This window comes from Bittarella massiliensis (ex Durand et al. 2017) (genome assembly GCF_001486165.1).
Lineage (GTDB): Bacteria > Bacillota > Clostridia > Oscillospirales > Ruminococcaceae > Bittarella > Bittarella massiliensis.
On record NZ_LN908977.1, the window covers coordinates 1,247,496 to 1,267,698 of the forward strand.

Sequence of the window (20,203 nt, forward strand, 5' to 3'; positions counted from 1 at the left end):
CAATCAAAAACAGGCGGGCGCTCCCCAGCGGGGACGCCCGCCTGCTTTTTGTCCTCCCCTTTGCAGGGATCGGGGAAAATCGCCGCCCTCTTCCCCGCCGCGCAGGGCAGATTGAAAAGCCGCCGCAAAAAAAGGCATTCGGCCCGGTTGGGCCGAATGCCTTTTTTCTCCCCCCGAGGCCTTGGCCCGCCGGAGCTCCTATGTACCCTCACAGCCCAAAGAGGAATTTCAAGAAGAGCATCCCCACCACCCCCGGCACCCCCAGCACCGCCGAGGCGCCGCAGGTGTAGAAGTTGAGCTTGAGGGTCGGCCCGATAAAGGGCGAGAGCACGTTGAGCAGCAGCAGAACGCAGATGCCCGCCAGGCCGGTAAAGAGGGCGGTGGGACAGGGGTGCCGCCCCCGCGAAAAGGCCCAGATCATGCAGAGCACGGCCACCACCGCCACCGCGATGAGGGCCCAGGTATAGCTGTCCATCCTGTTTTCCATCCCCTTTTATGGCGGGGGCAGGGCTCATCCCTGCGCCCCGATGTGCAGTCCCTTTTCCTTTGCCTTGCGGTAGAGAAAGGCGAGTCTGCTCTCCAGCGCCTGCATTTCAAAGGCAGCCGCGTCGATGAGCAGGTCGTCACAGGAAAAGTTGAACCGGTTGACCGCCGCCGCCAACTCGTCGTTGGTGCGGGCGATGTCCCCCAATATCTGCTCCAGGTCGGAAGGCTGCTCCTCGCCTTTGGCCCGGCGCAGCCAGTCTCGCGCGCTCGCACGCGCCTTGATGATCGCTTCCACTGGGAAATCCCCCTTCCGCTTCGCTGTCGGTAGTGGTAGTCTGCCCGGTCGCTACCATTTGTATGCAGCGGGGGAAGGTTTTAGTAACCCGCACCCGGGCGCAAAAAGAGGGCGGAGCCGCAGCTCCGCCCTCGCAAAGGCGTTTTGGAAGGAAAAAAGCTATTTTGCCAGGTCAAAATCCACCTGGCCCAGGGAGACGTTGACCGCCCGCACCTTGACCCTGACCGGGTCGCCGATGCGCAGGGTGCGGCCGGTGCGCTCCTCCACCAGCTTGGTGCCGTCCTCCGACAGTTCAAAGTCGGTGTTCTCGATGGTCGCCAGCCGCACCAGCCCCTCGGCGGTGTTGGGCAGCTGGACGTAAAAGCCGTAGCTGGCCACGCCGGAGATGATCCCGTCCAGCTCCTGGCCCACAAACCGCTCCATGTACTGGGCCTTGTAGGCGTCGTCACAGGAGCGCTCGGCCAGCATGGCCCCGATTTCGCGGTTGGTGGACTGAAGGGCCGCCTCCTTGACAAACTCGCCGTAGCGCTTTTTGATCTCCTCGGCCGGCACCCCGTCCAGATAGTCGGTGAGGATGCGGTGGATCGAGAGGTCGGGGTAGCGGCGGATGGGGGAGGTGAAGTGGGTGTAGTCGTGCAGCGACAGGCTGTAGTGGCCCAGAGGGGTCTCGGCGTACTTGGCCTTGGCCATGGAGCGCAGCACCATCTTGTGGATGAGGATCTGCTCGGGCTTGCCCCGGGTGGCGTCCAGCACATCGGCCAGCACCTTGGAGGGGGCCCCGGCCTTGATTTTCAGGTAGGGGTGGCCAAAGGCCTTGACGATCCCCTGCAACACCTCCAACCGCTCGGGGTCGGGGTCCTCGTGCACCCGGTAGACAAAGGGGAGCTGTTTCTCCCTGCCAAAGCGGGCCACGGCCTCGTTGGCGGTGAGCATGAACTCCTCGATCATCTTCTCCGAGTCGCCCCGGTCCCTCACCAGGATGTCCACCGGGTCGCCGTTCTCGTCGATGACGATTTTGGCCTCCATGCTCTCGATGTTCATGGCCCCCCGGCCAAAGCGGCGGGCCTCCAGCACCTTGCCGAAGGCGCCCATCTGCAAAAGGGTCTCCTTCACCTGGGCGTAGGCCGCCTCCACCTCGGGGGTGGCGGTGCCGTCCAGAAGGGCGTTTACCTCGCTGTAAGCGCACTTTTTGCAGGAGCGGATCACCGTCTTGGCGATGCGGTAGCCGAGGATCTCGCCCGAGGGGGCCATCTTGCAGATGCAGGAGAGGGCCAGCCGGTCCTCGTCGGGGTTGAGGGAGCAGACCCCGTTGGAGAGCTCCACCGGCAGCATGGGCACCACCGCGTTGGCGTAGTAGACCGAGGTGCCCCGCTCAAAGGCCTCGGCGTCCAGGGCGCTGCCCCGCTTCACGTAGTGGGACACGTCGGCGATGTGCACCCCCAGCTCGAAACCGCCCTCCACCTGGCGAAAGGAGATGGCGTCGTCGATGTCCTTGGTCTCCTTGCTGTCGATGGTGAAGATGCACCAGTCCCGCAGGTCCTCTCTGCCGGCAAAGTCGGCGGGGTCCACCCCCCGCTCGCCCACGGCCGCGGCCTCCTGCAGGGTGGCCTCGTCAAAGTCCAGCTTGACCTTGTTCTCCACCAGGATGGCGTCGCAGCAGTTTTTGGCCTTTTTGCTGTCGCCGAAGACGGTGACCACCTCGGCCACGTGGCTGAAGTGGCTCTTGCCCCGCACCGCCAGCTTGACCATCACCTTGTCGCCGTCCTTGGCGGTCCCCACGCTGGAGGGGCGCACCTGGATGTCGGTCTTGGGCATCGAGTCGAGCACCACCCAGCAGCTCTGGCCGGCCTGGTGCAGCACCCCGATGTAGCCGCCGTCGGGGTCGGGGGTGACGTGGAGCACCTCGCCCTCCAGCGATTGGCCGGTGCGGCTGGGGCGGGTCTTCAGCAGCACCTTCTCCCCCGCCATGGCCCCCATCAAAAAGCGGCCGGGGATGAAGACCTGGGTGCCCTCCTCGTCGTCGAGCTGGGCAAAGCCAAATTTGCCCGCCACCTTGACCACTGTGCCGCTGACGATGCCCAGCCGGGAGCAGAGGGCGTAGCCGCTCTCCTTGGAGAAGTAGACCTTGCCCTCCCTCTCCAGCTCGTTGAGGCAGGCCCGGATCTGGTACTTCTGAAAGCTGGGCATCCGGGTGCACAGCAGCTTCATGTTCATGTAGGGCTGACGGGATTCCCGCAGCTGTTTCTCTACCGTTTCTTTCAGTTTAATGGTCGTTCACCTGTCCTTTTCCCAGGGGCCGTCCCGGCCCAACTGTCTTTTCATCCACAATATCCGACGAATTTTTTGCGAAATAAAGCACCCTGCACATCCGGCAGGGTGCTTTTTCTCATCTTACTTAAAAAATATTTCAAGTACGCCGACTAAAATTGTCAGTACAAAAAAGGCGACCGCTGCGATCTTGGTCCACTTGCTCAGCAGAGCTTCCGGGGTCCGTCCGCCGGAGCGCCCCAGGTAGGACTGCGTCGCGCCGCCGCTGATGGCGCCGGACATGCCGGAAGTGGCCTCCTGCATCATCACCATCAAGATGATTACCAGGCAGGCGATGATCAGCAACACGCCCGCTACGATTTGAATTGTATTCACGGCGAACCCTCCGAATAGAATTTTTTCTCGCTCAAGACCTCAAAATAACATTCATATTCTAGCACACCCACCGGGGCTTGTCAATTTTGTTTTTCCCCGATTTTTCGCATAAATACCCGGCGGCGGGGACAGACTAGTTCTTGTCCAGTGTACCTTTATTTTTTGGCGTTTGCAAGTATTGTCCACTGGACAGAGCCGGCGGGAAACCGCCGGCTCTCTTTTTTGCCCAAAGAAGGGGGCGGAGAGGCCGCCAAATTCTCCCCCGGCCGCCCCCCTCTTTGCCTTGTGCTTTTGGGGCGATTGTCGTAAAATGGGAAAAGAGAGATTTTCACTGCCCCTCGCGGGGCTTCTTTCTTTTGGGGGTGAGCGCTTTTGAATATCGCCATGGCAGGCATCGACCACCGCCGCGCCTCCCTGCAACTGCGGGAGCGCTTTGCCTTCACCAAGGCCGAGGCGGCCGAGGCCCTGGGCCGGCTGGCCGAACATCCCGCGCTCGAGGGGGCGGTCCTCCTCTCCACCTGCAACCGCACCGAGCTCTGGCTCTCCTGCGCCGAGGGGGCGGCCCTCGACCCCGCCGCGCTGCTGGGCGCCCTCAAGGGGGCCGACCCGGCGGACGTCCCCTTTGCCGTCCGCCGGGGACGGGCGGCGGTGGACCACCTCTTCGCCCTGGCCTGCGGGCTGCGCTCCCGGGTCTTTGGGGAGGACCAGATCATCGCCCAGGTCAAGGGCGCCCTGGCCCTGGCCCGCAGTTGCGGCAGCGCCGACGGGGTGCTCGACCGCCTCTTCCTCTCGGCCGTCACCGCCGCCAAAGAGGTCAAGACCTCGGTGCGGCTGACGGCGGTGGACAGCTCCTCCGCCAGCCGGGCGGCCGACCTGATTTGCCGCCACTTTGCCGATTTAAAGGGGCTTCCCTGCCTGGTCATCGGCAACGGGGAGATGGGCCGGCTGGCCGCCTCCACCCTGGTCTCCCTGGGCTGCCGGGTGGAGATGACGGTGCGGCAGTACCGCTCGGGGGAGGTCAAGATCCCCGCGGGCTGCCGGGTGATCCGCTACGACGAGCGGCTGCAGGGGCTGGCCCGCTGCCGCGCCCTCGTCAGCGCCACCGCCAGCCCCCACCACACCCTCCGCTACGAGGAGGCGGCCCCCGTCCTCGCCGACGGGGCGGAGCGGGTGCTCATCGACCTGGCGGTGCCGCGGGACATCTCCTCCCGGCTGGGGGCGCTCCCCAGCGTCACCCTCTACGACATCGACGACCTGGAGGGGGGCGGCGAGGGGGAGGCCCGCCGCCAGGAGGTGGCGCGGGCCGAGGCCATTTTGCAGGCCGCCGCGGACGGGTTTTGCGACTGGTGCGACTTTCGCCCCCATCTCCCCGCCGTGCGGGAGGTGGCGGCCCTGGTGGCCGACGACGCGGCCGCCCGGCTGGAATTGGAGCGCCGGGCGCGGGACGCCTGCGAAAAGGCGGCCGCCCGCCTCCTCTACGGCCTGCGGGAGGAGCTGGACCGCACCCTCTACCAAGACTGCATCGAGGCGCTGCGGCGCTCGGCCCGGCCCCGTGGGGAGTGATCCCCCCCTTTTTCACCACAGAAATCACCTGCAAAGGAGCATTGCCGATATGGATATGACCAAGCGCCCCCGCCGCCTGCGGGGGAACCCCGCTCTGCGGGAGATGGTGCGGGAGACCAGGGTGGACAAGTCCTCCCTGATCTACCCCCTGTTTGTGCGGGAGGGCAGCGGCGTGGTGGAGGAGATCCCCTCCCTCTACGGCCAGCTGCGATACAGCCCCGATACCCTCTGCCAAGGGCTCGAAGAGGTGGTGAAGGCCGGGGTGCCCGCCGTCCTCCTCTTCGGGCTGCCGGACGAGAAGGACGCCTGCGGCAGCGGCGCCTGGGACGAAAACGGGGTGGTGCAGCGGGCGCTGCGCCAGGCCAGGGCGGCCTTCCCCGAACTCTACCTCATCACCGACGTCTGCCTCTGCGAGTACACCTCCCACGGGCACTGCGGCATCCTCGACGGGGAGACGGTGGACAACGACAAGACCCTGGAGGTGCTCTCCAGGACCGCCCTCTCCCACGTGGAGGCGGGGGCGGACATGGTGGCCCCCTCCGACATGATGGACGGGCGGGTGGGGGCCATCCGCCGGGCGCTGGACGGGGCCGGCCGCAGCGATGTCCCCATCCTCTCCTACGCGGTGAAATACGCCTCGGCCTTTTACGGCCCCTTCCGGGAGGCGGCGGACAGCGCCCCCGCCTTTGGCGACCGCCGCGGCTACCAGATGGACCCCCACAACCGGCGGGAGGCCATAAAGGAGGCCGCCCTGGACGTGGAGGAGGGGGCCGACCTGCTGATGGTCAAGCCCGCCCTCTCCTACCTGGACGTCATCCGCGACGTGTCCCAGGCCTTCCCCCTCCCCTGTGCGGCCTACAGCGTCAGCGGGGAGTACGCCATGATCAAAGCCGCGGCGGCAGCCGGCCTCATCGACGAGGCGGCGGTGGCCTGCGAGGCCGCCCTCTCGGTCTACCGGGCCGGGGCGGACATCCTCATCACCTACTACGCCAAGGAGCTGGCCGGGTGGATGGACGAAGGGAGGATCGGCTGATGGGCCGTTCGGAAGAGCTCTTTACCCGGGCGGTGCAGCACATCCCCGGCGGGGTCAACAGCCCGGTGCGGGCCTTTGCCGCGGTGGGCAGCACCCCCCGCTTTATCCGCAAGGCGGACAAGCAGTTCATCTGGGATGTGGAGGGCAACCGCTACATCGACTACATCGGCTCCTGGGGGCCGATGATCCTGGGCCACAACTTTCCCGCCATCCGCGAGGCGGTGATCTCGGCGGCGGGGAGCGGCCTCTCCTTTGGCGCGGCCACCGAAAAGGAGGTGGAGATGGCCGAGCTCATCTGCGAGCTGGTCCCCTCCGTCGAGATGGTGCGGATGGTCAACTCCGGCACCGAGGCTGTGATGAGCGCCCTGCGGGCCGCCCGCGGCTACACCGGCCGCCCCAAGATCGTCAAGTTTGACGGCTGCTATCACGGCCACTGCGACGCCATGCTGGTCAAGGCCGGCTCCGGCGTCATGACTGCGGGGGTGCCCAGCAGCGCCGGGGTGCCCGCGGGCACGGCGGAGGACACCCTCACCGCCGCCTACAACGACCTGGGCAGCGTGCGCGCCCTCTTTGCCGACAACCCCGGGCAGATCGCCGCCGTCATCGTGGAGCCGGTGGCCGCCAACATGGGGCTGGTCCCCCCCGCCCCCGGCTTTTTGCAGGGGCTGCGGGAGATCACCAAAAAAGAGGGGGCCCTCCTCATCTTCGACGAGGTGATCACCGGCTTTCGCCTGGGGCTCGATGGGGCCCAGGGCTTTTACGGGGTGCAGCCCGACCTGACCACCTTCGGCAAGATCATCGGCGCGGGGATGCCGGTGGGGGCCTACGGCGGCCGCCGGGACGTGATGGAGCAGATCGCCCCGGTGGGGCCGGTCTACCAGGCGGGCACCCTCAGCGGCAACCCGGTGGCCATGGCCGCCGGATTGGCCCAGCTGCGCATCCTCAAGGGCCACCCGGAGGTCTATGCCCGGGCCGCCGCCCGCGCCACCGAGCTCTTTGACGGGCTGCGGGAGATCATCGGGGAGAGCGGCGCGCCCTGTACCGTCAACAGCGTGGGCTCCCTGGGCTGCCTCTTCTTCACCCCCGGCCCGGTGGTGGACGCCGCCAGCGCCCGCCGCGCCGACACCGACGCCTACGGCCTCTACTTCCGCCACATGCTGCAAAACGGCTGCTACTTCGCCCCCGCCCAGTTCGAGGCTATCTTCCTCTCCAACGCCCACCAGAGCGAGGACATCGAGCGCACCCTGGAGGTGGCCAGGGCCTATTTCACCCGCTGATTTCCCCCTTCCCAGCGCTCCCCACAAGCCTCTTTTCGGCAGCGAAAAGAGGCTTGTTTTCTGCCGAAAAATGCGCTATTCTAGGAGTTGCGTCTGCCGGACCCTTCTCCGGCGGCGCGGTCAGTTCGAGACCTTCCTGACCCAAAATAAAACTAAAGGATGGATGAAATGATGAAACGAAGGAACCCGACGCGCTACCTGGTGCAGGCCGGCATGATCGCCGCCCTCTATGTAGCGCTCACCTACCTCTCCAACGCCCTGGGGCTCGCTTACGGCATGGTGCAGTTTCGCCTGTCCGAGGCGCTGTGCATCCTGCCCCTCTTCACCCCCGCCGCCGTGCCCGGCCTGGCGGTGGGCTGCATTGTGGGCAACCTGGGCAGCCCCATGGGGGTGGTGGACATCGTCTTCGGCACCCTGGCCACCCTGGGGGCCGCCCTCTGCACCCGCGCCCTGCGCCGGGTGCGGGTGCGGCGGCTCCCCCTCCTCCCCGCGCTGATGCCGGTTTTGTGGAACGCGGTGGTGGTGGGCGTCGAGCTGACCATCTGGCTGGTGCCCGGCGAGGCGTTCACCCTGCCGGTCTTCTTCACCAACGCCCTCTGGGTGGCGGTGGGCGAGGCCGCCGTGGTCTACCTGCTGGGCATCCCCCTGGCCCTGCTGCTGGAGAAAAAGGGGCTGCACCGCCAGCTCTTTGGGGAGTAAGTCGTTGATATAGGTCAAAAGAAGTGCCCGGCGCGCAGTTTGCGCGCCGGGCACTCTCGCTTTTGTTCTCCCCCCTGTTTTAGCCGAGGGCCGCCAGGGCCTGGCCGATGTCGGCATCGATACAGATGGCCCGCCCCGCCAGCTCCCGCGGGGCGGATGCCTCCCCCAGGTTGATGCAGCAGTAGGTGGCCCTGGGATTTTCGGCGCTCATCTGCCAGAAGGGGTACTTGATGATGACCGGGGTGTTGCCCCCCACCCCCAGCTCCAAAAAGAGGAGACGCCGGCCCCGGTGGCCCTCCAAAAAGGCCCGGTAGCGCAGGGCCGCCTCATGCCAGCCCTCGTCCTCCACAAAGCGGCCGTCGCAGCGCAGGTTCATGGCCATGGGCGCCCCGCAGACCGGGCAGCGGGGCACCAGTTCACCGGGGACCCGCTGATCCCTTTGGCGCCGGACCATCTGCCGCACCGCCTCCTCGTTGTCGTAGGTGCGGTCGTGACAGGGGCGGGAACACTGCCAGAGACCGTAATCCCCCTGGGTGTAGAAAAGCCGCCTCTTGTCAAAGCCCGCCAGTTGAAACTGGTGGTCCACGTTGGTGGTGAGGACAAAGTAGTCCCTCCCCGCCAGCAGCCGCAGCAAGTCGAGATAGGGCCCGCCCGGCGGCTGATCGTAGCGGTTGAGGAGGATTTGGCGGCTCCACCAGGCCCAGTACTCCTCCAAGCTGCCGTAGGGGTAGAAACCGCCGGAGTACATGTCCCCAATGCCGTACCGGGCCTTGAAGTCGGCAAAGTTCTTCTCGAACCGCTCCCCCGTGTAGGTCAGCCCGGCCGAGGTGGAGAGCCCGGCCCCGGCCCCCACCACCACCGCGTCGGCAGCCGCCAGGGCCTGCCGCAGCCGCTCAACCTCTGCCCAGCAGCCGCCGGTAGAGGGCGAGGTCCCTCTCTGTAAAGACATTGAACACCACCTCCAGTGGTCGCTTTGACAGGGCCCGGTGGGCCCGAACGGTTTCGACGGCGATCTCGGCCGCCGCCTCGGCGGGGAAGTGAAATTCCCCGGTGGAGATACAGCAAAAGGCCAGGGAGCGCAGCCCCCTCTCCTCCGCCAGCGCCAGGCAGGCGCGGTAGCAGTCGGCCAGTCGACGGCGGTGCCCCTCGGTCAGGGGGCCGGCCACGTAGGGGCCCACCGTGTGGAGGACGTACCGGCAGGGCAGGTTGAAGCCGGGGGTGATTTTGGCCCGGCCCACCGGCTCCTCTTCCCCCTGGCGGGCCATCAGCTCGGCGCAGGCCAGGCGCAGCTGCACCCCGGCGTAGGTGTGGATGGCGTTGTCGATGCAGCCGTGGCAGGGGTAGAAGCAGCCCAGCAGTTGGCTGTTGGCGGCGTTGACGATGCCGTCGATGCGCAGGGCGGTGATGTCCCCCCGCCAGAGGGCGATACCCTCCTCCACTGGGGCGAGGTCCGCCCAGTCGACGATCCCCTTGCGGGCGGTCTCCTCCTGCAAGTAGGCGTCCTGCACCTGCAAAAACGCCTCGCTGACCGGTTTGGGCGGGCGGACGTTGAAAAGGCTGCGCAGCAGCCGCCACTGTTCCCCCGGCGAGGAGGGGATCGTCCCCCCTTCTTCCTGCCGCTCTGCCAAAAGGGCCCGCAGCAGGTAGGCCCTGCGCTCGTCCTGATCCATCGCTCCTGCTCCTCTCTTTATAGCTGTCAAAGGGGACGGCAACGCCCCGGCCGGTTTTGCCCTGCCGGGGGAATTGGCCCCTGCCGTTCAATTCGGTTGGTTTACCGCCCCCACCGGGCAGGCATCCGCGCAGTTGCCGCAGTGGATGCAGTGCGCCGGGTCGATGGTGCGGGGGTTCTCCCCGCTGATGCAGCCGGTGGGGCAGACCTCCCGGCAGGCCCGGCAGCCGATGCAGCGGGCCGGGTCGATTTGGTAGGCCGCCGCCCGGCCCTCCTCCCCGCCAAAGGAGAAGGTCTGGCGAAAGGGCGGCAGCTGGGAGAGGTCGAAATACTCCCCCTCCCCCCGGTAGAGGCAGAACACCTCCAGTGCCCGGCGGCCGGCCTCGGTGGGGTAGATCTCCCGCATGTAGGGGTTTTTCTCGAGGATCTCCTCCAGCCGCTGCCGGCCGATGGGGTTCACCCAGCCCCGCACCGAGACGGCCACGGTGGAGAGGGTGTCCTTCCCCTTCATCCCGCTGAGGGCCAGGTAGCGCCGGGCCATCAGCCGCCGGTAAAAGGCCTTGCCCCGGGCGGTGAGGAAGTAGAGGCCCCCCTCGTCGGCGAGCATCATGTCGATGGCGCAGGTGTGGGGCATCCCCTGCTCATCCACCGTGGCCGCCACGGTGGAGTGGATCTCCTCCACCAGGTAGGTCAAACACTGCTGTGCGTTCACCGCGTCCCCTCCCCCCTAAAGGGTGTACTCCCGGGGCGGGTTGCCGGAAAAATCGGCCAGGACCGCCTTGGCCCCTTCCAGGTAGAAGACCACGAAGATCGGGTTGTCGGCGCTCTGATACTGGCCCTTGACGATGGGGTTTTCCATGCACCCCTCCTTCACCGCCCGGTCGTCGGCAAAGACGGCCTTGCCGCTCAGGCGGATCCAGGCATAGGCGGGGCTAGAGGTGGAGACCTCCACATAGGGGTTCTCCTGCAGGTCCTTGTAGACCTCCTTGGTGTTGTTGGTGCAAAACCAGAGTTTGCCCTCTCTCTCAAAGCAGAACATGAACGGCCGGCATTTGGGCTTGCCGTCCCGCCCCACGGTCGCCAGGTACTGCACCGGGTTCTCCTGCAAAAATGTGACCACTTCGTTCATCATAAGGCACCTCCTGTGTCGCTCAGGGGGAGGAGTTGACTTTTCCCTCCCACGACCCTATACTAGTCCCACAGGCGCTTTTCGTAAAGTACGCACTATAAAGTGGTGTAGTTACCAAATGGAAACCATTGTGTGATCGTGCGGTTTGTGGGGAACTTCCTTTTTCCCCCCGCGCGCAGAAAAAGGAGGAAACGAGATGGAAAAACAGCTGCCCGCCTGCCCGGTGGAGACCACCCTCACCCTCATCGGCGACAAGTGGAAGGTGCTGATCCTGCGGGACCTGCTCTCCGGCACCAAGCGCTTTGGCGAGCTCAAGCGCTCCATCGGCAGCGTCTCGCAGAAGGTGCTCACCGCCCAGCTGCGGGCCATGGAGGCCAGCGGCCTGGTGCGCCGCAAGGTCTACCCCGAGGTGCCGCCCCGGGTGGAGTACACCCTCACCGAGACCGGGTACAGCCTCCGCCCCATCCTCGACGCCATGTGGGACTGGGGCGAACAGTACAAGGCCCAAAACACCCCCTCCGCCTAGGGAAAAAGAAGAGAGGGCGGGCTGCCAGCTCTGCGCCGGCGACCCGCCCTCTCCCTTTATCTCTCCCCCCGCCGCGCCCGTCTCAGGGCAACGGGGCGGGCAATCAGTACAGGGGACGCCCCTCCCCCGCCCGGCAGAGGGCCTCGACATCGCCGCTGCGGATGGCAGGCAGCAGCGCCTCGATCGCCGGGCGCGGCAGGTCCCACCAGCGGGCCGTCAGCAGCCGCTGCACCGTCTCCTCGTCGAAGCGGCGCTTGATGGGTTTCGCCGGTACGCCCCCCACCACGGTGTAGGGCGGCACGTCCTTGGTCACCACCGCCCGCGCCCCGACGATGGCCCCGTCGCCGATGTGGACACCCGAGAGGACGACGGCCTCGTAGCCGATCCAGACGTCATTTCCGACGACGATGTCCCCCCGGTTGTCCCAGGCGGTGGCGACCTCGGCCACCGGCAGCCCCCACTCCTCGTAAAAGAGGGGGAAGGGGTAGGTCGAGAGGGAGCGCTGGGTGTGGTTGGCACTGGTAAAGAGGAACTTGGCCCCACAGGCAATCGAGCAGAAGCTGCCGATGATCAGCTTGTCGCCGTTGACGGGGTAGTGGTAGAGCACGTTGTTTTTGGCAAAGTCCACCGGGTCGTTGACAAAGTCGTTGTACATGGTGTAGGCCCCCACCTGAATGCGGGGCCCCTCGGTGACCGCGTCCAGATAGACCGTCTGGCGGTCCCCGGTGCGCGGGTAGATGGTTTTGGCCGGAATAGGCATAACTGAAAAACCTCCCTGTAAGCGGTGTTTTAGTTCGGTGCTATCCCGGCGGCGGCAATGCAGCGCTTCACCTGATCCCCTTCTCTCTGTCTCTGCGGGCCGGGCGGCCCGCCTTCCCCTCTATCCTACCCCACAAAAGGGCCGTTGTCCACACCCGGGCGGGGGGAAAGGCAGAGGAAGATCCTCCTCAGCCGCACAAAAAAGGGGTGCCCCATGGCGCGGCCTCTCGCCGCGCCGCAGGGCGCCCACTGTATTTTGAAAGCGTTCTTCGCCGTCGGCCCATCAGCCCAGGGTCAACTGGCTGGCCAGGTCCTCCACGGCGATTTTGGCCCCCATGGAGGGGATGGTCTTGGTGCGGTAGCGGTGCTCGTCGGCCAGCTCGGCCTCCCGCAGGGGGCGCACGCTCTGCAGCACCGCCTTTTTGGTCAGCTTGATGCCCGCCACCCCCTGGGTGTTCTTGGTCTGTTTGGGGGCGATGAGGGCCGAATTGACGATGAGCATCCGGTCCAGCGAGGTGCGCAGCAGGTACTCCTTGTCCTCGGGGGCGTAGTCGATGGCCACCAGGGGGGACTTGTCGCTGTACGCGCCCACCAGCTTTTTGCGGTTGGTCTTGGTCTGGTAGGCCGAGAGGCCCACCTTGGCCACCTTGCCGTTTTCAAAGAAGAAGAGCATGTACCCCTCAAAGGTCTTGGTGGCCACCATGTAGAGGCACTTCTCCCCCGGCTCCATCTCCAGCTTGGCGGGGATGAAGTCGCCGATGAGGCTGGCTTTGGTGTCGGCAAAGTCGGCGCAGCGGGCCTTGTAGACCTGCTGGCGGTCGGTGAAGAAGAGCAGCTCGCAGTCGTTGTTGGCGTCCATCTCCTGGGCGATGAAGTCCCCCTCCTTGAGCTTGTGCACCTGGCTCATCCGCCAGGACTGGGGGGTGATCTTCTTGAAGTAGCCCTCGGCGGTGAAGAACAGCCGCACCTCGTAGCTCTGCACCTGCTCCTCCTCCGGCTCGTAGACGTGCTCGTCCACATAGCTGATTTCGGTGCGGCGGTCCTGGCCGTACTTGGCCATCACCTCTTTGAGCTCGCCGATGATGATTTTGTCCAACTTCTTCTGGCTGCCGAGGATCTCCTCCATCTCGGCAATCTCCGCCTTCAGGGTCTCGATCTCGCCGGTGCGGGCGAGGATGTACTCCCGGTTGAGGTGGCGCAGCTTGATTTCGGCCACGTAGTCGGCCTGGATCTTATCGATGCCAAAGCCGATCATCAGGTTGGGGACGACCTCCTGCTCCTCCCTGGTCTCCCGCACGATGCGGATGGCCTTGTCGATGTCCAGCAGGATCTTTTCGAGCCCCAGCAGCAGGTGCAGCCGGGCCTTTTTCTTCTCCAAATCGAAATAGACCCGGCGGCGAACGCACTCCCGGCGAAAGGCTGTCCACTCCTGCAGCAGCTCCCGCACCCCCATCACCCGGGGCGACCCGGCGATGAGGACGTTGAAGTTGCAGGAGAAGTTGTCCTGCAGGGGGGTCATCCGGTAGAGTTTGGCCATCAGCTTGTCCGGCTCCACCCGGCGCTTTAGGTCGATGGCGATCTTGAGCCCGCCCAGGTCGGTCTCGTCGCGGATGTCGTTGACCTCCCGCAGCTTGCCCTGTTTGGAGAGGTCGATGATCTTGTCGATGATGGCCTCCACCGTGGTGGTGGGGGGGATCTCGGTGATCTCCAGGCAGTTTTCCTTCTCGTCATAGCGGTACTTGGCGCGGATTTTAAAGCTGCCCCGCCCGGTGTCGATGACCTTGCGAAGCTCTGCCTCGTCGTAGAGGTAGATGCCCCCCACCGGGAAGTCGGGGGCCTTGATGGTCTCGCTGATGTCGCAGTCCGGGTCCTTGAGGATGCCGATGGTGGCCTCGCAGACCTCCCGCAGGTTGAAGGAGCAGATGGCGCTGGCCATCCCCACGGCGATGCCCAGGTTGGCGTTGACCAAGATGGTGGGGAAGGTGGCCGGCAGCAGGGTGGGCTCCTTCATGGTGTTGTCGTAGTTGTCGACAAAGTCCACCGTGTCCTTGTCGATGTCGCGAAAGAGCTCCTCGGCGATGGCGTCCAGCTTGGCCTCGGTGTACCGGGAGGCGGCGTAGGCCATGTCCCGGGAATAGGCCTTGCCGAAGTTGCCCTTGGAGTCCACGTAGGGGTGCAGCAGGGTCTGGTTGCCCTTGGAGAGGCGGACCATTGTCTCGTAGATGGCGGCGTCCCCGTGGGGGTTGAGCTTCATGGTCTCGCCCACGATGCGGGCCGACTTGCTGCGCCCGCCCTTGAGCAGCCCCATCTTGTACATGGTGTAGAGGATCTTGCGGTGGGCGGGCTTGAAGCCGTCGATTTCGGGGATGGCCCGGGAGACGATGACGCTCATGGCGTAGGGCATGTAGTTTTCCTGCAGGGTGTTGGTGATGGGCTGTTCCACCACGATCCCCGCCCCGGCGATCTCGGCGTTGGGGATGGCCCGCTTCTGCCGCGGGGCCTCTTTTTTCTTTTTGGGTGCCATATCATTTCCCTCTCAAAAGCGTTTTCCTGGGGCGCGTCTGGATCAGGACACGTCCAGCATGTCCAGGTAGTCCTGTCCGCGCTCGGCGATAAACTCCTTGCGGCCGGCCAGGTTGTCCCCCAGCAGGATGTCGAACATGGTGGCGGTCTCCTCCACCGAGTCGGGGGTGACCTTGATCAGCCGCCGGCTCTCGGGGTTCATGGTGGTCATCCACATCATGTCCGGGTCGTTTTCGCCCAGCCCCTTGGAGCGCTGGATGGTGTATTTCTGGCTGCCGATCTCCCGCAACATGTCGGCCTTTTCGCTCTCGTTGTAGGCAAAGTAGACCTTGTCCTTGGTGGTGATCTCATAGAGGGGCGACTCGGCGATAAAGACGTACCCCTCCCTTATGAGGGTGGGGGTCAGCCGGTAGAGCATGGTGAGGATCAGGGTGCGGATCTGAAAGCCGTCCACGTCGGCATCGGTGCAGATGATGACCTTGTTCCACTTGAGCTGGTCCAGGTTGAAGCTCAGGAGGTCCTTGTTGGCCTTGCTCTTGACCTCGACCCCGCAGCCCAGCACCTTGATCAGGTCGGTGATGATCTCGCTTTTAAAAATCTTGTCGTACTCGGCCTTGAGGCAGTTGAGGATCTTCCCCCGCACCGGGATGATGGCCTGAAACTCGGCGTCCCGCGAGAGCTTGCAGGCCCCCAGGGCCGAATCGCCCTCCACGATGTAGACCTCCCGCCGGGAGACGTCTTTGGTGCGGCAGTCCACAAACTTCTGCACCCGGTTTGCCATGTCGATGGTGGCGGTGAGGGTCTTTTTCAGGTTTTTGCGGGTGTTCTCCGCCTTCTCCCGGCTGCGCTTGTTGATGAGCACCTGGTCGGCGATCTTCCCCGCCTCCTCCGGCTTCTCGATGAAGTAGACCTCCAGCGAGCGCTTGAGAAAGTCGGTCATGGCCTGGGCGATAAAGGCGTTGGTGATGGACTTTTTGGTCTGGTTTTCATAGGAGGTCTGGGTCGAAAAGGAGGAGGAGACCAGCACCAGCGCGTCGGCCACATCCTGGTAGGTGATCTTGCTCTCCCCCTTGAGGTACTTGGCGTTTTGCTTCAAGTAGGCGTCGATCTGGTAGACAAAGGCCGTCTTCACCGCCCGCTCGGGGGAACCGCCGTGCTCCAGGAAGCTGGAGTTGTGGTAGTACTCCACCACCTGCCGCCGGTTGGAGAAGCAGCAGGCCACCGACAGTTTGACCTTGTAGTCCTGCTTGTCGGCCCGGTCCCGACCGGCCGTCTCGGTCTGCCAGTACTGGACGGCGGTGAGGGTGTCCTCCCCTGCCAGCTCCTGCACATAGTCCTTGATGCCGTTTTCGTACCGGTAGGTGAACTCCTCAAAGCCGCTGTCCCCCTCTGCCCGCAGCAGAAAGAGGACCCCCGGGTTGACCACCGCCTGGCGCTTGATGGTCTCCTGGTAGTACTCCAGCGGGATGTCGATGGCGGTGAAGACGTCCAGATCGGGCCGCCAGCGGATGCGGGTGCCGGTCTTTTTGCGGGTGGTGGGCTCCTTTTGCAGCTCCCCCACCGGCTCGCCCTTTTGAAAGTGCATCTCGTAGCGGAAACCGCCCTGGTAGATCTCCACGTCCATGTACTCGCTGGCGTACTGGGTGGCACAGAGCCCCAGGCCGTTGAGGCCCAGGGAGTACTCGTAGTTGTCCCCGCCCTGGCCGTACTTGCCGCCGGCGTAGAGCTCGCAGAACACCAGTTCCCAGTTGTACTTTTTCTCCCGGGTGTTGTAGTCCACCGGGATGCCCCGGCCAAAGTCCTCCACCTCGATGGAGTTGTCCCGGTACTTGGTGACCACGATCTTGTCGCCAAAGCCCGCGCGGGCCTCGTCGATGGAGTTGGAGAGGATCTCAAAGACCGAGTGCTCGCAGCCCTCCAGCCCGTCTGAACCAAAAATAACACCGGGGCGCTTGCGGACCCGGTCAGCCCCCTTCAGGGCGGTGATGCTTTCGTTGCCGTACTGCTTGGCTTTCGCTGTCATATCTGCTCTACATCCTTTTTCTCTGTCGGTGCGGCGTCGGATAACGGGAGCGGCGCCCGGCGGACCCCTTAGAATCAGGGGGCGGCGGGCGCACTTCCCAACTTTATTAGAGTATCTCAAAACAGGGCGGACTGTCAAGGGCCGACAGCCGTCTTTGGTGATTCTGCGCCCTTTTTGCCCACTTATGCGCCCGTCCCGGGGCGCGCACAAAAGGGGCGCGGGGGACCGGCCCACTGTGCAGCCGGTCCCCCGCGCCATCTATTTTTTCTGCCGGCGGGCAAAAGGGAGCTATCCCCAGACCCCGCCGGGCAGCTTTCGGTGCAGCAGCGCTGCAATTTCCTGCGCCTGTTCCAGGGGCAGGCCGCGGCGGTCCACCGCCAGGTGCCGCGCCCCGTCGCTCAGGTAGATGACGCCGCCCTGTTCGCGGGCACGCACCACCTCGGCGTATACAAGGCGCCATTCCCGCCCACCGGCGGTACAAATCAGCTGCCGCCGCCCCAGCATCAGGTGCTGGCGGCCCAGCAGAGGGCTGTTTTTCCGGCAGTAGAGCCGGGGCAGCACCCCCTCCCAGAAGAGGGCGAGGGCCAACGCGGTAAGCCCCAGCAGGAAGAATGCGGCCTGCAGGAGGAGCCCGCCCCACACCGAGGAGAGAACTGGGGCGAGGGCGGCGGCAAAAAAGAGGAGGGCGGTGGCAAACAGGGCGGCGCGGGTGGCGCGCTGTACCCCGCGCCCGGGGGCCAGCGCCGCGCCCATGGCCTGCAGCCCCTCTCTCGTCACATAGCTGTCGATTTCGTAATAGCAGTCCATCGTGCCACCTCCCTGTGCTGATAGGATACCCAGCTTTTGTGAAAAAACGGTGACGGGGCGGTGAGATTTGGGTAAAAAATGGGTGGCAAAGAGGAGGGCAAAAACCGCACCGGCCGCCAGGCAGATGGCCCCCCTGCGAGTAGGCGCAAAAAGGCGGCTGCCGGTAGTTCGGCAGCCGCCTATCTCTGTTTGGCAAAAAGTGCTATGCTTGGGGTCCGCTCTTGTCCTCTTCTCCGCCCTCACCCGCATCGGGCTGGGCCGGAGGAGCGGGGGGCGTCGGCAGACCGCCGTTCCCCTCGGGCAGGACCGGGGGTTCGCCCGCCGGGGCCGAGAGGGCCGGAGCCGCCTCTTCCCCTTCCAGCAGCGGGGTCTCCATCAATTTGATGAAGGTCTCGCCGTCGACCTTTTCGTATTCCAGCAAAACCTTGGCCACGGTGTGCAGGGCGTCGGTGTGCTCCTCCAAAATGGTCTTGGCCTGGCTGTACGCCCTGTCGATGATGGCCCGCATCTCCTTGTCGATCTTGGAGGCCACCTCTTCGGAGTAGTTGCGCGCCTGGTTGAGGTCGCGCCCCAAGAACACCTCCTGCTGGTCGGTGCCGTAGACCAGGGGGCCCAGCTCCTTGGAGAAGCCGTAGCGGGTGACCATCGCCCGGGCGATGTTGGTGGCCCGCTCGATGTCGTTGGAGGCGCCGGTGGAGATGTCGTCGAGCATCAGCGACTCGGCCACTCGGCCGCCCAGCAGGGTGACGATGTCCTCAAACATCTGGGAGCGGGTGCGGTAGTTGCGGTCCTCCTTCGGCAGGCTCATGGTGTAGCCGCCCGCCTGGCCCCGGGGGACAATGGAGATCTGGTGGACCGGGTCCTGGGACTTGCAGTAGTAGGTGACGATGGCGTGGCCCGCCTCGTGGTAGGCCGTCAGGCGGCGCTCCTTGTCGGAGACCACCCGGCTCTTCTTCTCAGGGCCGGCCACCACCTTGATGGTGGCTTCCTGAATGTCGGCCTCGGTGATGGCCTTGCGGTTTTTGCGGGCCGCCAGCAGGGCCGCCTCGTTGAGGAGGTTGGCCAGGTCGGCGCCGGTGAAGCCGTTTGTTGTCTTGGCGATGACGCCCAGGTCTACATCGGGGCCCAGGGGTTTGTTGCGGGCGTGGACCTGCAAGATCTCCTCCCGGCCCTTGATGTCGGGGTAGCCCACATAGACCTCGCGGTCAAAGCGGCCGGGCCGCAGCAGGGCGGGGTCGAGGACGTCGCGGCGGTTGGTGGCGGCGATGACAATGACCCCTTCGTTGGCGCCAAAGCCGTCCAGTTCCACCAGCAACTGGTTGAGGGTCTGCTCCCGCTCGTCGTTGCCGCCGCCCAGGCCGGCGCCGCGCTGGCGGCCGACCGCGTCGATCTCGTCGATGAAGATGATGCTGGGGGCGCTCTTCTTGGCCTGGTCAAAGAGGTCGCGCACGCGGGAGGCGCCCACGCCGACAAACATCTCCACAAAGTCGGAGCCGGAGATGGAGTAGAAGGGGACTTTGGCCTCCCCCGCCACCGCCTTGGCCAGCAGGGTCTTGCCGGTGCCCGGAGGGCCGATGAGCAGCACCCCTTTGGGGATGCGGGCGCCCAGGGCGGAGAACTGGCCGGGGTTTTTGAGGAACTCCACCACCTCGCGCAGCTCTTCCTTCTCCTCGTCGGCGCCGGCCACATCCTGGAAGGTGACCCGGTTGGGGCCCTCTCCCTGCTGGGGTTTGACCTTGGCCTTGCCGAAGGAATTCATCTTGCCGCCGCTGCCCGCGGACTGGCGGAACATGAAAAACCACAGCAGCGCCATCCCGCCGATGAGCAGCACGTAGGGGATCATGGCCGCCCACCAGGGAGCCTCCACCGGCGGGGTGTAGTCGTACTCAATGGGGGCGTCGGGGTGCTTCTCGTTGTACTCGAGCACGCCGGGCTCCACATGGTCCACAAACATCTTGACATTGGGCACGTTGTAGGTGACGGTCTCCTCCTGGCCCCGCAGCTTGGCCTTGAGTTCCCCGCTGCCGAAATCCAGAGTGAACTTCTCCACCTTCTGGTCGTCAAAATACCCGATGACTTCTTGGTAGGTCCTGGTCTCGCCCGTCTTGAGGTTGAGCAGGACGAAGGCGCAGACCACCAGCCCCAACAGGATGAGTACATAGATTCCTGTGCCGGAGCCTTTCCCTCTCTTTTTTGTCAACGGCTTAGCCTCCTAACTGACTGCTTTTGCTATTTCGTGTAAACTTCTGGTTTGAGAACGCCGATATAGGGGAGGTTGCGGTACTTCTCGTCGTAGTCCAGCCCGTAGCCGATGACGAATTCGTCGGGGACGGTAAAGCCCACATAGGCGGGGGCCACCGACACCTGGCGGCGCTCGGGCTTGTCGAGCAGGGTGCAGATCTTTACCGAACTGGGCTCCCTGGCCTCCAACATCTCCATGATGTAGCTGAGGGTCATGCCCGAGTCGAGGATGTCCTCGACGATCAGCAGGTCATAGCCCTTGAGGTCGATGTCCAGGTCCTTGATGATCTTGACCACGCCGGAGGTCTTGACCCCCGCGCCGTAGCTTGAAACCGCCATGAAGTCGATGGACAGGGGCAGGTCGATGGCCCGCATCAAGTCCGCCATAAAGGCAATCGAGCCCTTGAGCACGCTCACCAGCAGCAGGTTCTTGCCCTGGTAGTCCCGGGTGATCTGCTCGCCCAGCTCCCGCACCCGCTCCTTGAGTTCCTCTTCGCCGATCAGGGTCTTCAGCACGTCGTCTTTCATCA

General features: G+C 64.8%; 19 protein-coding genes. 5 read left to right on the forward strand and 14 right to left on the reverse strand.

The window, feature by feature from the left end; all coding sequences use genetic code 11:
* Positions 1-208: 208 nt before the first annotated feature.
* The 4 genes from BN3266_RS12790 to secG all read right to left on the reverse strand — a co-directional run bounded on the left by BN3266_RS12790 (position 209) and on the right by secG (position 3,424).
* On the reverse strand, positions 209-475 hold the full coding sequence (locus BN3266_RS12790; RefSeq protein WP_161213615.1) for a pro-sigmaK processing inhibitor BofA family protein: 267 nt from the start codon (positions 473-475) through the stop codon (positions 209-211).
* Positions 476-511: 36 nt separating this feature from the next.
* Entirely contained in the window at positions 512-781 is a 270-nt protein-coding gene (locus BN3266_RS12795; RefSeq protein WP_021659759.1) for a DUF2508 family protein, read from the reverse strand.
* Positions 782-940: 159 nt separating this feature from the next.
* Positions 941-3,049, reverse strand: a complete 2,109-nt coding sequence (gene rnr, locus BN3266_RS12800; RefSeq protein WP_075109759.1) for a ribonuclease R — start codon at positions 3,047-3,049, stop codon at positions 941-943.
* A 123-nt stretch (positions 3,050-3,172) separates the two neighbouring features.
* The gene (gene secG, locus BN3266_RS12805) at positions 3,173-3,424 is read right to left on the reverse strand and encodes a preprotein translocase subunit SecG (protein ID WP_021659757.1); all 252 of its coding nucleotides are present in this window, start codon (positions 3,422-3,424) and stop codon (positions 3,173-3,175) included.
* A gap of 372 nt (positions 3,425-3,796) precedes the next feature.
* Here secG and hemA point away from each other — a divergent pair, with 372 nt between their 5' ends.
* The 4 genes from hemA (at position 3,797) to BN3266_RS12825 (ending at position 7,996) form a co-directional block, all read left to right on the forward strand.
* Positions 3,797-4,987, forward strand: a complete 1,191-nt coding sequence (hemA, locus tag BN3266_RS12810; protein ID WP_059005520.1) for a glutamyl-tRNA reductase — start codon at positions 3,797-3,799, stop codon at positions 4,985-4,987.
* 49 nt (positions 4,988-5,036) lie between these two features.
* Positions 5,037-6,020, forward strand: a complete 984-nt coding sequence (hemB, locus tag BN3266_RS12815) for a porphobilinogen synthase (RefSeq protein ID WP_059005521.1) — start codon at positions 5,037-5,039, stop codon at positions 6,018-6,020.
* The gene (hemL, locus tag BN3266_RS12820; protein ID WP_059005522.1) at positions 6,020-7,297 is read left to right on the forward strand and encodes a glutamate-1-semialdehyde 2,1-aminomutase; all 1,278 of its coding nucleotides are present in this window, start codon (positions 6,020-6,022) and stop codon (positions 7,295-7,297) included. Before hemB ends, hemL begins: the two co-directional genes overlap by 1 nt.
* 171 nt (positions 7,298-7,468) lie before the next feature.
* Positions 7,469-7,996 (forward strand): QueT transporter family protein, encoded by a 528-nt coding sequence (locus BN3266_RS12825; RefSeq protein ID WP_242861781.1) that lies wholly within the window; start codon positions 7,469-7,471, stop codon positions 7,994-7,996.
* 79 nt (positions 7,997-8,075) lie between these two features.
* Here BN3266_RS12825 and BN3266_RS12830 read toward each other — a convergent pair whose 3' ends face one another.
* From BN3266_RS12830 to BN3266_RS12845, 4 genes are all read right to left on the reverse strand, one after another.
* Positions 8,076-8,945 carry an SIR2 family NAD-dependent protein deacylase gene (locus BN3266_RS12830; protein ID WP_059005524.1) on the reverse strand — a complete coding sequence of 290 codons (870 nt, stop codon included), beginning with the start codon at positions 8,943-8,945 and terminating at the stop codon, positions 8,076-8,078.
* A complete protein-coding gene (locus tag BN3266_RS12835) occupies positions 8,890-9,666 on the reverse strand; it encodes a protein-ADP-ribose hydrolase (protein WP_059005525.1) in 777 nt (258 codons plus the stop codon). Before BN3266_RS12835 ends, BN3266_RS12830 begins: the two co-directional genes overlap by 56 nt.
* Before the next feature lie 87 nt (positions 9,667-9,753).
* Positions 9,754-10,377 (reverse strand): 4Fe-4S binding protein, encoded by a 624-nt coding sequence (locus tag BN3266_RS12840; protein ID WP_059005526.1) that lies wholly within the window; start codon positions 10,375-10,377, stop codon positions 9,754-9,756.
* Positions 10,378-10,392: 15 nt separating this feature from the next.
* Positions 10,393-10,794 carry a pyridoxamine 5'-phosphate oxidase family protein gene (locus BN3266_RS12845; protein WP_059005527.1) on the reverse strand — a complete coding sequence of 134 codons (402 nt, stop codon included), beginning with the start codon at positions 10,792-10,794 and terminating at the stop codon, positions 10,393-10,395.
* 196 nt (positions 10,795-10,990) lie between these two features.
* Between BN3266_RS12845 and BN3266_RS12850 the strand changes: the two genes are divergently transcribed.
* Complete coding sequence (locus BN3266_RS12850) at positions 10,991-11,320, forward strand: winged helix-turn-helix transcriptional regulator (protein WP_059005528.1); 330 nt, start codon at positions 10,991-10,993, stop codon at positions 11,318-11,320.
* 103 nt (positions 11,321-11,423) lie between these two features.
* Here BN3266_RS12850 and BN3266_RS12855 read toward each other — a convergent pair whose 3' ends face one another.
* The 6 genes from BN3266_RS12855 to hpt form a co-directional block, all read right to left on the reverse strand.
* Complete coding sequence (locus tag BN3266_RS12855; protein ID WP_059005529.1) at positions 11,424-12,080, reverse strand: CatB-related O-acetyltransferase; 657 nt, start codon at positions 12,078-12,080, stop codon at positions 11,424-11,426.
* Positions 12,081-12,362: 282 nt separating this feature from the next.
* Positions 12,363-14,603, reverse strand: a complete 2,241-nt coding sequence (locus BN3266_RS12860; RefSeq protein WP_059005530.1) for a DNA gyrase subunit A — start codon at positions 14,601-14,603, stop codon at positions 12,363-12,365.
* A gap of 42 nt (positions 14,604-14,645) precedes the next feature.
* Complete coding sequence (locus BN3266_RS12865; protein WP_059005531.1) at positions 14,646-16,625, reverse strand: DNA gyrase/topoisomerase IV subunit B; 1,980 nt, start codon at positions 16,623-16,625, stop codon at positions 14,646-14,648.
* Positions 16,626-16,913: 288 nt separating this feature from the next.
* The gene (locus BN3266_RS12870) at positions 16,914-17,432 is read right to left on the reverse strand and encodes a hypothetical protein (protein ID WP_059005532.1); all 519 of its coding nucleotides are present in this window, start codon (positions 17,430-17,432) and stop codon (positions 16,914-16,916) included.
* Positions 17,433-17,634: 202 nt separating this feature from the next.
* Positions 17,635-19,632: an ATP-dependent zinc metalloprotease FtsH gene (ftsH, locus tag BN3266_RS12875; protein WP_075109760.1), complete on the reverse strand. Its 1,998-nt coding sequence runs from the start codon at positions 19,630-19,632 to the stop codon at positions 17,635-17,637.
* 29 nt (positions 19,633-19,661) lie between these two features.
* Entirely contained in the window at positions 19,662-20,201 is a 540-nt protein-coding gene (gene hpt / locus BN3266_RS12880) for a hypoxanthine phosphoribosyltransferase (protein WP_044992738.1), read from the reverse strand.
* Between the last annotated feature and the right edge of the window lie 2 nt (positions 20,202-20,203).

Bases quoted from the DNA above. Each gene is read 5' to 3' on its own strand.
- BN3266_RS12790 (WP_161213615.1), bottom strand. From the start codon at position 475: ATGGACAGCTATACCTGGGCCCTCATCGCGGTGGCGGTGGTGGCCGTG.
- hemB (WP_059005521.1), top strand. From the start codon at position 5,037: ATGGATATGACCAAGCGCCCCCGCCGCCTGCGGGGGAACCCCGCTCTG.
- hemL (WP_059005522.1), top strand. From the start codon at position 6,020: ATGGGCCGTTCGGAAGAGCTCTTTACCCGGGCGGTGCAGCACATCCCC.
- BN3266_RS12825 (WP_242861781.1), top strand. From the start codon at position 7,469: ATGAAACGAAGGAACCCGACGCGCTACCTGGTGCAGGCCGGCATGATC.
- BN3266_RS12830 (WP_059005524.1), bottom strand. From the start codon at position 8,945: ATGTCTTTACAGAGAGGGACCTCGCCCTCTACCGGCGGCTGCTGGGCA.
- BN3266_RS12835 (WP_059005525.1), bottom strand. From the start codon at position 9,666: ATGGATCAGGACGAGCGCAGGGCCTACCTGCTGCGGGCCCTTTTGGCA.
- BN3266_RS12845 (WP_059005527.1), bottom strand. From the start codon at position 10,794: ATGAACGAAGTGGTCACATTTTTGCAGGAGAACCCGGTGCAGTACCTG.
- BN3266_RS12850 (WP_059005528.1), top strand. From the start codon at position 10,991: ATGGAAAAACAGCTGCCCGCCTGCCCGGTGGAGACCACCCTCACCCTC.
- BN3266_RS12855 (WP_059005529.1), bottom strand. From the start codon at position 12,080: ATGCCTATTCCGGCCAAAACCATCTACCCGCGCACCGGGGACCGCCAG.
- BN3266_RS12860 (WP_059005530.1), bottom strand. From the start codon at position 14,603: ATGGCACCCAAAAAGAAAAAAGAGGCCCCGCGGCAGAAGCGGGCCATC.
- BN3266_RS12865 (WP_059005531.1), bottom strand. From the start codon at position 16,625: ATGACAGCGAAAGCCAAGCAGTACGGCAACGAAAGCATCACCGCCCTG.
- BN3266_RS12870 (WP_059005532.1), bottom strand. From the start codon at position 17,432: ATGGACTGCTATTACGAAATCGACAGCTATGTGACGAGAGAGGGGCTG.
- hpt (WP_044992738.1), bottom strand. From the start codon at position 20,201: ATGAAAGACGACGTGCTGAAGACCCTGATCGGCGAAGAGGAACTCAAG.